A 12,970-nucleotide genomic window follows, 5' to 3' on the forward strand; every position below is an offset into this window, starting at 1 on the left:
TCATGGCTCCATCTTCTCAAGAGTGGGAGCCTCCACCAATCCCGGGGCGGTTCACAAAGCCTGGACCCAATTGCCAACATCAATCCTTCCTGCATCCTTCAACGGGTTCTTCTCACCATAGTGTTTGGCGAACCCTTCAACCGCAGTTGTTTTTATTTTAAACGTCTTGGTTTTGGTTGAAGACTTGATCTCAGCCAACCACTGCACGACAGCCTTACCGATGGCAATGCTGGGAATGGAAGACGAAGGATTGGCGGGGGGTTTTGCGGAAGAAGCTTGGGCTTGTTCGATGATGCGTTGAGCTTCAGCTTTGATGTATTCCTGATAGTACGGCTCTTTATTCAAAGGACCGATGTGCTCTACCGCATCCATGAGAAGCTCATGGTCCTCTTTGCCAGTGGCTTCAATCTCTACGGTGCCATCGGGTCTGACAATGACCCGATATCCCAAGGCAATGGCCTTGGCGATTTCATCAACAGAAGGTAAGCCATCCTTAGCCACTGACACACCCAGCCCCCCAACTTGTGTGAAGGGTTGAGCATACGCTTGGACCAGTGCCAAAGCACGCCTTTGAGCCGTGAGGAGATCACGGGTTCGCAGGCTTTTAGTGATTTCAGTTTTGCCCGCTTTGCGAGACAAATACGTCGGAATTCTTTGGCGAAAATGCCAGATTCCTGATGTCGCCAGCCGAAGGTAATTCGGGATACGCATACCGTTCCTTGTGGAGCGATATGTGGACTGGCAAGCTTTTCTCAGTTATGAGGAAAATCTTTCAAAATCAGAGACTTTACTGAGGTGGCGGAGAGAGTGGGATTCGAACCCACGGTAGGCTTACACCTACGGCAGTTTTCAAGACTGCTGCCTTAAACCACTCGGCCATCTCTCCATTTTTACTTTGCGAACAGGTGCGCTATGCGCACCTCTACGGCAGTTTGACTCCGGGCATCCTGCCCTCCGCCCCTTCGGGGCCATCGGCTTCGCCGATGTTCGCTCCGGCTTCCTGCCTCCGCGTCAAGACTGCTGCCTTAAACCACTCGGCCATCTCTCCGTGTTTTGTGAGCGACCCGGTCTCTCTAGACATCTAGGAAGTCGCCGGGTTGACGAGTCTTTGACTCACTTGCAAGGCCGGTAATCCTATCAGGAATCACGTGTTTGCGGGCCAGGCCGCCCCTTCCGCGACAGCGACACCAGTGCCCAAACCGTGATCGCCACCGGAATCAACGCCCCAAGCAGCGGAAACAGCGTCACCGGATAGCGCACCACCATCGGCACCAATTGCGTAGCCGTAGCGAAGCCGATGATCCACAACCGCCAGCTCCGCCGCTTGCGGGCAATCCAGAAACTGGCCAGCACCAGCACGAGGGCGATGATGCTGAAGACCATATCCAGCCTCGGGATTTCCCACACGCTGGTAAAGCTCAAACGCGTGCCGATGACGGAGGCGAGCACGATCATCAGGAAGTAGCTGGAGTAGAACTCCACTTTGTCCCATGAGCGGCTCGCCTGCGCGGTCATGCGATTTTCTCGGCGCCGTGCATGTAGGGGCGCAGGGCTTCGGGCACGGTGATGGCGCCGTCGGCGTTCTGGTAGTTCTCCATCACGGCGATCAAGGTGCGGCCGATGGCGAGGCCGGAGCCGTTGAGGGTATGCACGAGTTCGGGTTTGTTGGTTTCCGGGTTGCGCACGCGGGCTTGCATGCGGCGTGCCTGGAAATCCGTACAGTTGGAGCAGCTGGAGATTTCGCGGTAGGTGCTCTGGCTGGGCAGCCACACTTCCAGGTCATACGTTTTGGTGGCGGTGAAGCCCATGTCGCCACCGCACAACAGCATTTTGCGATACGGCAGGCCGAGCTTTTGCAGCACGGTTTCGGCGTGGCCGACCATTTCTTCCAGTTGCGCGAAGGAATCTTCAGCGCGTGTGATCTGCACCATCTCCACTTTTTCGAACTGGTGCTGGCGGATCATGCCGCGTACGTCGCGGCCGTAGCTGCCGGCTTCGGCGCGGAAGCACGGGGTGTGTGCGGTGAGGCGCAGCGGCAGTGCGTCGGCGTCTTGAATGGTGTCGCGCACGAGGTTGGTGAGCGAGACTTCCGCGGTGGGAATCAAATAGCGCTTGGTTTCGCCGACGTGCGTGGCGAACAGATCTTCTTCGAACTTGGGTAGCTGGCCGGTGCCCTGCATGCTGTCGGCGTTGACCAGCAGCGGCACGTTGCATTCCAGATAGCCGTGTTCGCGCGTGTGCAGGTCGAGCATGAATTGCGCGAGGGCGCGGTGCAGTTGCGCGAGTTGGCCGCGCATCACCGTGAAGCGCGCGCCGGAAAGCTTGGCACCGGTTTCGCCGTCGAGCCAGCCGTGGCGTTCGCCGAGGTCGACATGGTCTTTCACGGCGAAATCGAACTGGCGTGGCGTGCCCCAGCGGGTGATTTCCTGATTGTGTTTTTCGTCGCTGCCCAGCGGCACGGATTCGTGCGGCACGTTGGGAATGCCCAGTGCAATGTCGTTGAGTTGGGCTTGCACTTCGGCCAGGGCGTGTTCGTTGGCCTTGAGCTTGTCGCCGATGCCGGCGACTTCGGCCATCAGCGGGGCAACGTCCTCGCCCTTGGCCTTGGCCTGGCCGATGGCCTTGGAGCGGGTGTTGCGCAGGTTCTGCAGCTCCTGCGTTTCGGTGGAGAGCTGCTTGCGTTGGCTTTCCAGCGTTTCCACGGCGGCCACGTCGAGCATGAAGCCACGGGTTTCTTTCAGGCGCGCGGCGGTTTCGGCCAGGCGCGAACGCAGCAGTGCGGGGTCCAGCATGTTCGGATCCGAATATGGGGCAAGAACGCTGGATTATCGCTGTGGGGGCGCGGCGGTCGCAATGCGGCGCCCCGCCCGGTCAAACCGGCTTGCGCTCCGCTCGGCCGATCCACCACGCCATGACGGCGCCGGCAAGCAGCCAACCGATGAGTTGTTCGGCTAGCGCGGCCCAGGCTAATTCGACCGGAAAGCGGTACCAGGTCCAGTACGGCACCAGGGTGGACAGCCAGGCGAACACGGCCGCGGCGGCAGCGATACCCAAGCGCCTGGCGAAGCCGAATACGGCCAGTCCCATCACAAACGCGAGTGCCAGCGACGCCAGGGTGTCGGATGCCCACTGGCGCGGGAGCTGGCGATGCATGTCGGTCATGTCGTCGCCTTGCGGCAGGTAGACGATCCATGCGTAGGGCGAGGTGGCGGTCTTTTGCGCGTAGGCCTTGCGCGCGGCCTGGTCGCGCCATTGGCTGGGATCGAAGCTGGGCAGGATGTAGACGCCCGGGGTTTGGCCCAGGCCTTCGTGCAGGGTGCTCAGTACGGCGTCTTCATGCGCGGGTTGATGGATGCCAGGGTTGCCCAGGCCAAGTGCCATGTGGGCGATGGCGCCCCAGATGAACATGACGATGCCGCCGAAGATGGCGGCGACGAGGATGCGCATGGCGGTGCTCTCCCCTGGTGGATGGTGAGGGGAATTTACGGCGGGGGTTGGGTGGGCGCAAATGCCTTCGGAAGTTCCAGCTCCGGATGAAGGCCGAGGTTGGTCTAGCGTCATTCCGGCGCAGGCCCACTGGTGTCCGGCGCGGGTTTTGCAAAGCCGCAGCAAGATGTGGATATGACGCAATTTAGTGCTTTTCTATCGAGGGCAAGACTCAAAAATCCCCGTAAGGCCGTCATTCCCGCGAAAGCGGGAATCCATTTTGCTCTGGTGCATCCCTGAAATGGATTCCCGCTTTCGCGGGAATGACGGCCGTATGGGATACCGCAGACGTACATGAAGCTACGCAAATTCCTTGCCGGACAGCAGTGGGCGCAGGCCGGAATGACGACTAGCTTTGAAACTACGTCTACGTGAATTTCCAGGTTATGGTGTTGGCCCGGTTACTTCTTGCGTGCCTGCTTGCGCGCTTCGCGCAGCGCCAGCAGCTTTTCGCGCAGCTTCAATTCCAAGCCGCGTTCGACCGGTGCGTAGAACTCGGTGCCTTCCAGTGCATCCGGCAAGCATTGCTGATCGAGCGCGATGCCGCCTTCTGCATCGTGGTCGTATTGATAGCCTTTGCCGTAGCCGAGGCCCTTCATCAAACGCGTGGGTGCGTTACGCAGGTGCATGGGCACTTCCAGCGTACCGGTTTGGCCGATCACGTCGCGCGCCTTGTTGTAGGCCATGTAAGCCGCATTGCTCTTGGGGGCGATCGCCAGCCAGATGGCGAGCTGCGCCAGGCCCAGTTCGCCTTCGGGGCTGCCCAGACGTTCATACGTATCCCATGCATCCAGCGCCATGCGCCACGCGCGCGGTTCGGCCAGGCCGACGTCTTCCACCGCCATGCGCGTCATCCGGCGCGCGAGGTAGAGCGGATCGCAGCCGCCGTCGAGCATGCGCGTGAGCCAGTACACAGCAGCGTCGGGGTCGGATGAGCGAACGGATTTATGCAGCGCGGAGATCTGGTCGTAGAACTGTTCGCCGCCTTTGTCGAAGCGTCGCGTACGATCGGCCAGCACCTGTTCGAGGGTGGCTTCGTCGATCATGTGGCCGTCGGCCAACTCGGCAGCAATTTCCAGCAGCGTTAACGCGCGGCGCACGTCGCCATCGGCGGCCTGGGCGATCAGGTGCAAGGCGGTATCGGCCACGTCCAGTTGCATCGCGCCCAAGCCACGTTCGGCATCGGCAAGCGCACGTTGCAAGGCTGCAACGATGTCGTCGATGGATACCGCATCCAGCACGTGAACGCGGCAGCGCGACAGCAACGCTGAGTTCAATTCGAACGAGGGGTTTTCGGTCGTGGCGCCGATAAAGATGATCACGCCGCGTTCGATATGCGGCAGGAAGGCATCCTGCTGCGCCTTGTTGAAGCGATGCACTTCGTCCACGAACAGCACGGTGCGACGGCCTTGCGCGAAGTTCACTTCCGCTTCGGCCAAGGCTTTGCGCACCTCGGGCAAGCCGGAAAGCACGGCGGAAATGGCGCGGAAATCGGCATCGGCGTAACGCGCCACCAGCAATGCCAGCGTGGTCTTGCCGCAACCGGGCGGACCCCACAGCACCATCGAGTGCACGCGGCCGGCTTCCAACGCTCGCCGCAGAGCCTTGCCGGGTGCAAGCAGGCGTTGCTGGCCGACGATCTCGTCGAGGGTGCGTGGACGCATGCGCTCGGCCAGTGGCTTGAGTTCTTCCGTGTCGCTGCCGAACAGTTGCGGGGTATGGGGTGCTTCGCGTCGTTCCATCGGTGGATGATAGGGCATTCGGCATGGGCGACGGTTCAAGGCTTCACAACCTCTTCGTGGGGAGGGAGCAACACGATGCCGCTTGCATAAGGAAATTCTTGGCGATTATTATTAATAATGATTTATTTCAATAATGATTCATAGCTTAGTTTTGGCTTAATTAAGTCCAGTCATTTAGCGCAAGCATTAGCCGCCTTTATTACATCGGCAATGCAAGGCTTAGATTAGCCTTAGCGCATTTTCTTTCGCATCACAAAATCGTCATTTTTAATGCCATTGTTACGGAATTGTCATACTGCATCTTTACGGTGTCGGCCTTTCTACAACCCCGCCGATACCGGAAAAAACCATGACTGCATCCACACATGCGCTGTACCGCCGCACGCCGGTCTATCTCGCTCTTTGCCTGGCCATGGCCGTTGCGGTACCCATCCATGCGCAGGATGCGAGCCGTAACGGCGCCAATGCCATTAGCGGCCCAAGCGCCGAGGATAATAGTGGCGACGGCACTTCCAATAATCCCAAAACGCTTAATGGCGTGCAGGTAACGGCCAATACAGCGGTCAGCTCGATCGCCCCCACCCAAGGGTCGACCATCGCCACCGAGCCGCAATCGATTATCGGCAGCACCTATATCCAGGAAAATGTACCGCCCAGCGGCGACTACTCCGACATCGCTGCCATCGCGCCGAGCGTGTATACCGTGACGCCGAACGGCGCCGGCTTGATGGAAGCCGCAGTCGTTTCCATCCGCGGCTTCCAGGATGGCCAGTACAACGTGACCTTCGACGGCATTCCGTGGATGGACTCCAACGACTTCACACACCACTCCACCTCGTACTTCACCAACCAGGAAACCGGCAGCGTGGTGGTGGATCGCGGCCCGGGTACGGCCGGCACGCTGGGTAATGCCACCTTCGGCGGCACCATTTCGGTGGATTCGATCAGCCCGCAAGGGAAGTTCAACGTCAACCCGTACATCAGCTTCGGTAGCTGGGATACTGCCATTGAAGGTGCGCGCATCGATACTGGCGCCTTCACCAGCAGTGGCACCACCGCGGTGATCAATTTGCAGAACGGCGAGTCGGATGGCTACCTCAGCTACGCCGGCCAGCGCCGCCAGAGCGTGTTCGCCAAGGTTATTCAGCCGCTGGGCGACAACACCACGCTGACTTTCGCCGCGCTGTGGAACAACTTGCACCAGTACGTGCCGTTTGGTGCCACCAAGGCGGAGATTGCGCAGTACGGCGTCAATTGCGGGTTGAACAACGACCCGACCAGTCAGGCCTACTACCGCTACAACAAGGACGAAATCGACACCGACATGGCCTATATCGGCCTGCATTCGGAGTTCTCCGGCTGGACGATCGACAACAAGACTTACACCTACGGCTACAACCACTTCGGTTTCAACGGCGAAGATCCGAATGGCGAAACGCCCAATGGCACCGCCTATAGCCTCACCGACGTGCCCGGCCAGCACATGCGCAACACGAACCGTTCGTGGGGCGACATCTTCCGCTTGAGCAAGGAAATCGGCCCGGGTGAAGTGCGCACCGGCGTGTGGTACGACCATCAGGACGACATCCGCTGGCTCTACGAATTCGACGATACGCTCGATGCGCTCAATCCCGTGGTGATTCCCGGCGCCTCGACGCTGCAAATGGCCGCGGCCGACCGCCGCATGAACGACTCGCTGATCACCATCCAGCCGTTTATCGAATACCAGTGGAACATCACCGACAACGCCTATTTTGTCGGCGGCGCGAAGTACAACTACTTCAAGCGCAACCTTGATGCTTCGGTGAACCAGAAGACGGGCACGCCGCTGAACTACTCCAAGGACTGGAGCGTCACCCTGCCCTCGGCTGCGTTCCACTACGCGTTCACCTCCAACTGGACCGCGTACGCGCAATGGGCCAAGGGCTTCCTGGCCCCCAACCTCAACTTGCTGTACGTGCCGGACCCGGCTTTCTCCGACAGCGCCGTGGCGCCGGAAAAGACCACCAATATCCAGCTCGGCAGCACCTGGAGCAGCGATCGCCTGACGCTGTCGGCTGACGTCTACAAGATCAACTTCAATAACTTCGTGCAGAGCCGCAAGGTTGCCAGCATTACCTATTTCTACAACGGTGGCGGCGTGCACTATAAGGGCATCGAGCTGGAAGGCACTTACATGCTGGGCGACGGCTTCAGTGTGTATGCCAATGGCTCGTTGAACCGCGCCATCCAGACGGCGGACAACTCGTGGAATCCGAACACGCCGCACAAGACTGCCGCGCTGGGCTTTATCTACAGCAGCGGCCCTGTCTATGCCTCGTTGGTGGACAAGTTCGTGGGCAAGACCTATTACACCGCCAGCAACAACGACGACACACCGATCGGGGGCTATGCGATCACCAACTTCACCGCCAGCTACACGTTCGATCCGCACATCACCGATGTGAAGGATTTCAAGATCGGCTTCCAGATCAACAACATCTTCAACAACACGACCATCAATGCGCTGGCCGGTACCACTGGCGCGGATGGCACGCCGCTGTATTGGACGATTCCGGCGCGCAATTTCAACTTTACCGTGTCGGCGGATCTGTTCTGATGAAACGCAGTGCACTGCTGTTTGCGTTGTTTGTGATCGGCCAGTCCGCCCTGGCTTATGGCGACGGCGCCTCTCCCGCCCTCGTTCAATTGTCGAACCTGCTGCCGCCTCCGCCGGCAGCAGGTTCGACGGCGGCTCAACGTGATTTGCAGGCGGTGTTGGCCGCGCAGAAGATACGCACCGCGCAGGATATGGCGGCGGCCAGGGCGGACTCGGAGCGTTCCGTGTTTCGCTTTGCCGATGCGCTGGGTTTGACCACGCAACCGGCCGCATTGCCGAAGACGGCGGCATTCTTCGATCGCCTTGCCCAGTTGGACAAGGCCGAGGCGAAAGAGGCTAAGGAGTTCTGGAAACATCCACGCCCTTCAGTGGTATCCAGCCAGGTGCAGGCCTTGTCGAAGGAGAAGCCCGATGATTGGAGCTATCCAAGCGGGCACGCGACGTTTGGCTATAGCACCGCGGTGTTATTGGCCAATATGCTGCCGGAAAAGCGCACGGCGATTTTTGCGCGGGCGCATGTGTATGGCGAGCATCGCGTGGTGATGGGTGTGCATTTTCCTAGCGATGTGGAAGCCGGGAAGATTGCTGGGACGGTGATTGCGGATGAGATATTGCGTGATCCGCAATGGCAGGCTGATTACGCTGCGGCGCGCGTTGAATTGCGGCATGCGTTGGGATTGCCTTGACGTGGGCTGGGATGACAATCCCAGCATGGAGATGGCAAAGAGTGCTGGGATTGCATCCCAGCCTACGAGTCAATTCGAAGCGAATTGTCATTCCGGCGAAGGCCGGAATCCAGTTCAAATACGTCGCGCGAAGCGCTCAACATAAAGAAGTTAGGTGTGCTTCGCACGGTTTATTTGACTGGATTCCGGCCTTCGCCGGAATGACGGTGAGGGTAAACCCGGCCTATCGCGCAGACCGCTGCAAAAAGAAATGCCGGTAAATGCCATACCCCAATCCAACAACACCCGTCAGCACCGCCGGCACCAGCAACACCCGCTCCTGCATATGCGCATAACCCAGCGCGCCCAGCATCGAACCAGCAATGAAGTTGCTGGCCACCAGCAGGCAGATGTGGATGCGTAGTACGTCCACATCCAGGCCACGCAAGCGCTGGCCCAGGTACATGCCCAAATCGGTAAAGATGCCCGACACGTGCGTCGTGCGCAGGGCCGCGCCGCTGTAGGTACTCACCATCGCATTTTGCAAACCGCAAGCGCTGGCAGCCAGATAAAGTCCAAGATCCTTGGCGTCGTGAATCAGGGGCATCGCGACGAACAGCAAGACCGATTCCAGCATCAGCACCACGCCGTAGCGACGCCCCACCTGCAGCGCCCGTTGTTCGACGATGAAGCCGCTTACGATGGCGCCGATCAGAAACGACACCAGGGTCAGGCCCCAGTGCGCAATTTCCTTCAGATCAGCGTGCGCGACCGCGATGCCAAGTTCGGTGCTGGTACCGGTGAGATGCGTCACCGGCTGATGGCGAAAACACAAATAGCCGACCGCGTTGATGCAACCGGCGACCAGCGCAAGCAGGCTGCCGCCGATCCAGGCCCAACGCGGCAGCTGGCGGATCAATTTTTCAACGGTTGCGTGTTGAGTTCAGGCAGGTCGCCGATCACGTCCGTGCCCTTCGGCGGCGTGAAATTGAAATCCTGCGGGGGGATTTCCGGGTTGCGCTTCCAGTTGGAGAAGCGGATGTCGGTGATGGCGCCGAGCTGGTCCTTGAATTGCATGCGCGCCAGGCCATTCGCGTCAAAACCGAGGTCGGCGTAATTGAATTGCGGATCTTTCGCGGTGGAGGTGAGCCGCAGCCAGACCAGGCCGTCGTGCTCACCTTGCTCGGTGACGTGGAACTCCTTGTCCAGCTGCGAGAGATCGGTCAGCACGGTCAGGGGGCTGTGTGCTTCTTCGGTGTCCTGGCGGCGCACGGTGACTTGTTCCAGGTCCGGGTCGTACAGCCACACACGGCTGCCATCGGCGACGATGGTCTGCTTGTAGGGCGCGAGCGTATCCCAGCGGAATTGGCGGGGAGCCTGCAGCACCAGGGTGCCGTTGCTGGTTTTGCTGTTTTTGCCGTTGGGGTCGGTGAGGGTTTGCGAGAAATTGCCGGAGACGGCGTGCAGCCCTTGGGCGAAGGCGTCGAGACGGGCGCGTGCCGGGCCGGTGGCGGCGGCTTGGGCCAGGGTGCTTGCGAACAGCAGCAACACGGCAAGAAGGACTGCGACGTGGAGGCGTTTCATGGATTCCTGTTCCTGGGTTTGCCTGATGCGGTCAAGTGTAAATCCATGGACGTCATTCCCGCGGAAGCAGGAATCCATCTTGCCCTGGCATCTCTGGAAATGGATTCCCGCTTTCGTGGGAATGATGTCCATCCATAGGTTGGGTTGGGGCAGCGTAACCCAACAATTACGTAGTGAAACGGCTGCTCAAAATCTTCGGTTACGCTGCGCTAATCCACAAGCCACGCACTTCTTTTGGCCGTCATTCCCGCGAAAGCGGGAATGACGGCACGTACGTAAATACAAGGTTTACCGCAAGATCAGCCCCTCACCCCAGCCCTCTCCCCGGAGGGGGAGAGGGAGAAAGCAGTTCAGTGCTTCGGCGGTGGCGGCGCCAGCACTTCGCGGTTGCCGTTGTGCAGCGGCGCGCTCACCACGCCGTCCTGCTCCATCTGCTCGATCAGGCGCGCAGCGCGGTTATAGCCGATGCGCAGATGGCGCTGCACGCCGGAGATCGATGCGCGGCGCGTTTCGGTGACGATGCGCACGGCCTTGTCGTAAAGCTGCGCCTCGGCGTCGCCACCTTCTTCCCCATCCTGCGGCAGGCCCGATTCATTGATGAATTTGCCGTCGCTGGTGGCCTGCACTTCCTCCAGCACGCCTTCGATGTATTGCGGCGCACCCTGCGATCTCAGCCAATTGACCACGTTGTGCACTTCATGGTCGTCGACGAAGGCGCCGTGCACGCGATCGGGCGTGGCGGTGCCGGGCGGCAGGTAGAGCATGTCGCCATGGCCGAGCAGGGTTTCGGCGCCGGATTGATCGAGGATGGTGCGCGAGTCGATCTTGCTCGATACCTGGAACGCGATGCGCGTGGGGATGTTGGCCTTGATCAAGCCGGTGATCACGTCCACCGACGGACGCTGCGTGGCGAGGATCAGATGCACGCCGGCGGCGCGCGCCTTCTGCGCCAGGCGGGCGATGAGTTCTTCCACCTTCTTGCCGACGATCATCATCATGTCGGCAAACTCGTCGATGATCACCACGATGTACGGCAGCGTCTCCAGCGGCTCGGCCACCTGGCCGGGCATGTCGGGATTGGGGCGGAACAGCGGATCGAGCAGCGGCTGGCCCGCGTTCTCGGCATCCTTCACCTTTTTGTTGAAACCGGCGAGGTTGCGCACGCCCACGGCCGCCATCAGCTTGTAGCGTCGCTCCATCTCGGCCACGCACCAGCGCAGTGCGTTGGCGGCTTCCTTCATGTCGGTGACGACCGGCGCGAGCAGATGCGGAATGCCCTCGTAGACCGAGAGTTCCAGCATCTTCGGATCGATCATGATCATGCGCACGTCTTTGGCGCTGGCCTTGTACAAGAGGCTGAGCACCATCGCGTTCACCGCCACGGACTTGCCGGAACCGGTAGTACCGGCGACCAGCAAGTGCGGCATCTTGGCGAGGTCGGCCACCATGGCGCGGCCGCCGATGTCCTTGCCCAGTGCAAGCGTGAGCGGCGATTTCTGCTGGTCGTATTTGTCGGAGCGCAGGATTTCCGACAGATACACGATCTGCTTCTTGGCGTTCGGGATTTCCAGGCCGATCACGTTCTTGCCCGGAATCACGTCGACCACGCGCACGCTGACCACCGAAAGGCCGCGCGCGATGTCCTTGTCCAGGCTCGACACCTGGCTGCCGCGCACGCCGGCGGCGGGTTCCATCTCGAAGCGGGTGATCACCGGGCCGGGGAAGACGCCGACTACCTTGGCTTCGATCTTGAAGTCCTTGAGCTTCAACTCGACCTGGCGTGAGAGCACTTCCAGTGTTTCTTCCGAGTAACCCGGCCCCTGCTCCGGCGCTTCATCCAGCAGCGACAGCGGCGGCAGTTCGCCTGGTTGCGCGGCGCCGACGAACAGCGGGATCTGCGTTTCCACGCGTGCGCGTTCGCTCTTCACCACCGGCGCGGCGGGTGCCTCGATGCGCACGGGTTCGCGCTTGGCCTGCTTGATCGCTTCGTTTTTCTTCACCACGTCGCGCTCGACGCGCGCCTGGTGCGCGGCGATCACTTCCGGCGCCTTGCGCAGCTTGCCGCCGAACCAGCCGGCGAGCTTCAGCACACCCTGCCCGGTGAGATCCATCAGCTTGAACCAGGACAGCCCGGTGGCGAAGGTGACGGCGGCCAGGAAAACCGCCAACAGGAACAGCGGCGCGCCTTTGTCGCCAAACGCACCGAGCAAGGCATGGCCGATGCCGCGGCCAATCACGCCACCGGGCCCTTCCGGCGCCATCGCGCTGTCGCGGAAGATGATCCAGCACAACCCCGGCGCGGTGATGAAAAAGAACACCGAACCGATCAGGCGCAGCGAGGGTTCCCACGGCTGCACGCTGCGCACGCCGTGGTTGCGCAGCACCTTTATGCCGAGCAGCAACAGCAGCAAGGGGAAGCAGTAGGCCACGATGCCGAACAGATAGCGCAGCAGGTCGGCGATGTACGCACCGACCGTACCGCCCAGGTTGTGCACGTGGCCGCCGGTGTCGGCGTGCGACCAGCCGGGATCGGCGGCGTCGTAACTGAAGAGACACACCAGCAGATACAAGGCCAACGGCAACAGCAGCAACGCGCCCGCCTCACGCAGGCGGCGCTTCACTTCCTCGCTCAAGGCCGTCTTTTCCTTTGCTTTTCGAACGTTTGCGCTGCGCGCCGCCACCGGGGTGTGTTTCCTTGTAGGAATGTCGAACAAATTTGCGCGTTGCAGTGTAACCAACCGAAGGTGGTCGCCGAACAGCGGGGGCACTACCGTCGATGGACAGGTTCAGAAACCGGCAGCGCAAGTCAACCTTGAATAGCCCCCGCGACTTCCCCATCCTTGCGGCTTCCTCGGAGCGCCTGCGAAGGCTTTCTTCCCGATCCAGAACCGCCC

10 protein-coding genes and 1 tRNA gene are annotated in these 12,970 nt (G+C 60.5%); 2 read left to right on the plus strand and 9 right to left on the minus strand.

All coding sequences use genetic code 11. The features are described 5' to 3' along the window. Positions 1 to 51: 51 nt before the first annotated feature. The 6 genes from V7M64_RS11250 to V7M64_RS11275 form a co-directional block, all read right to left on the minus strand. Positions 52 to 711 carry a DUF6538 domain-containing protein gene (locus V7M64_RS11250; protein ID WP_333679238.1) on the minus strand — a complete coding sequence of 220 codons (660 nt, stop codon included), beginning with the start codon at positions 709 to 711 and terminating at the stop codon, positions 52 to 54. An 85-nt stretch (positions 712 to 796) separates the two neighbouring features. Continuing rightward, positions 797 to 886: transfer RNA gene (locus V7M64_RS11255), tRNA-Ser, on the minus strand. Between the two features lie 251 nt (positions 887 to 1,137). Continuing rightward, positions 1,138 to 1,515, minus strand: coding sequence for an LrgA (locus V7M64_RS11260; protein ID WP_333679239.1), 378 nt, complete (start codon positions 1,513 to 1,515; stop codon positions 1,138 to 1,140). Next, entirely contained in the window at positions 1,512 to 2,792 is a 1,281-nt protein-coding gene (serS, locus tag V7M64_RS11265) for a serine--tRNA ligase (protein ID WP_333679240.1), read from the minus strand. The genes V7M64_RS11260 and serS overlap by 4 nt, the downstream gene beginning before the upstream one ends. Before the next feature lie 79 nt (positions 2,793 to 2,871). Continuing rightward, on the minus strand, positions 2,872 to 3,447 hold the full coding sequence (locus tag V7M64_RS11270) for a hypothetical protein (protein ID WP_333679241.1): 576 nt from the start codon (positions 3,445 to 3,447) through the stop codon (positions 2,872 to 2,874). A gap of 440 nt (positions 3,448 to 3,887) precedes the next feature. Beyond that, positions 3,888 to 5,228, minus strand: a complete 1,341-nt coding sequence (locus V7M64_RS11275; RefSeq protein ID WP_333679242.1) for a replication-associated recombination protein A — start codon at positions 5,226 to 5,228, stop codon at positions 3,888 to 3,890. 349 nt (positions 5,229 to 5,577) lie between these two features. Here V7M64_RS11275 and V7M64_RS11280 point away from each other — a divergent pair, with 349 nt between their 5' ends. Together V7M64_RS11280 and V7M64_RS11285 are read left to right on the plus strand one after the other, a co-directional pair. Continuing rightward, positions 5,578 to 7,827 (plus strand): TonB-dependent receptor, encoded by a 2,250-nt coding sequence (locus V7M64_RS11280; RefSeq protein WP_333679243.1) that lies wholly within the window; start codon positions 5,578 to 5,580, stop codon positions 7,825 to 7,827. Then, positions 7,827 to 8,513, plus strand: coding sequence for a phosphatase PAP2 family protein (locus V7M64_RS11285; protein ID WP_333679244.1), 687 nt, complete (start codon positions 7,827 to 7,829; stop codon positions 8,511 to 8,513). Before V7M64_RS11280 ends, V7M64_RS11285 begins: the two co-directional genes overlap by 1 nt. Positions 8,514 to 8,736: 223 nt before the next feature. Here the strand turns inward: V7M64_RS11285 and V7M64_RS11290 are convergent, their stop codons facing one another. The 3 genes from V7M64_RS11290 to V7M64_RS11300 form a co-directional block, all read right to left on the minus strand. Then, the gene (locus tag V7M64_RS11290; protein ID WP_333679245.1) at positions 8,737 to 9,411 is read right to left on the minus strand and encodes a YoaK family protein; all 675 of its coding nucleotides are present in this window, start codon (positions 9,409 to 9,411) and stop codon (positions 8,737 to 8,739) included. Then, positions 9,408 to 10,076, minus strand: a complete 669-nt coding sequence (gene lolA / locus V7M64_RS11295; RefSeq protein ID WP_333679246.1) for an outer membrane lipoprotein chaperone LolA — start codon at positions 10,074 to 10,076, stop codon at positions 9,408 to 9,410. The genes V7M64_RS11290 and lolA overlap by 4 nt, the downstream gene beginning before the upstream one ends. Before the next feature lie 350 nt (positions 10,077 to 10,426). Continuing rightward, positions 10,427 to 12,709 carry a DNA translocase FtsK 4TM domain-containing protein gene (locus tag V7M64_RS11300; protein WP_333679247.1) on the minus strand — a complete coding sequence of 761 codons (2,283 nt, stop codon included), beginning with the start codon at positions 12,707 to 12,709 and terminating at the stop codon, positions 10,427 to 10,429. Between the last annotated feature and the right edge of the window lie 261 nt (positions 12,710 to 12,970).

Source organism: Dyella sp., assembly GCF_036746095.1.
Taxonomy (GTDB): Bacteria; Pseudomonadota; Gammaproteobacteria; order Xanthomonadales; family Rhodanobacteraceae; genus Dyella_B.

Excerpts from the sequence above, each read along its gene's own strand:
- V7M64_RS11250 (WP_333679238.1), bottom strand. The coding sequence starts at position 711 with ATGCGTATCCCGAATTACCTTCGGCTGGCGACATCAGGAATCTGGCAT.
- V7M64_RS11260 (WP_333679239.1), bottom strand. The coding sequence starts at position 1,515 with ATGACCGCGCAGGCGAGCCGCTCATGGGACAAAGTGGAGTTCTACTCC.
- serS (WP_333679240.1), bottom strand. The coding sequence starts at position 2,792 with ATGCTGGACCCCGCACTGCTGCGTTCGCGCCTGGCCGAAACCGCCGCG.
- V7M64_RS11270 (WP_333679241.1), bottom strand. The coding sequence starts at position 3,447 with ATGCGCATCCTCGTCGCCGCCATCTTCGGCGGCATCGTCATGTTCATC.
- V7M64_RS11275 (WP_333679242.1), bottom strand. The coding sequence starts at position 5,228 with ATGGAACGACGCGAAGCACCCCATACCCCGCAACTGTTCGGCAGCGAC.
- V7M64_RS11280 (WP_333679243.1), top strand. The coding sequence starts at position 5,578 with ATGACTGCATCCACACATGCGCTGTACCGCCGCACGCCGGTCTATCTC.
- V7M64_RS11285 (WP_333679244.1), top strand. The coding sequence starts at position 7,827 with ATGAAACGCAGTGCACTGCTGTTTGCGTTGTTTGTGATCGGCCAGTCC.
- lolA (WP_333679246.1), bottom strand. The coding sequence starts at position 10,076 with ATGAAACGCCTCCACGTCGCAGTCCTTCTTGCCGTGTTGCTGCTGTTC.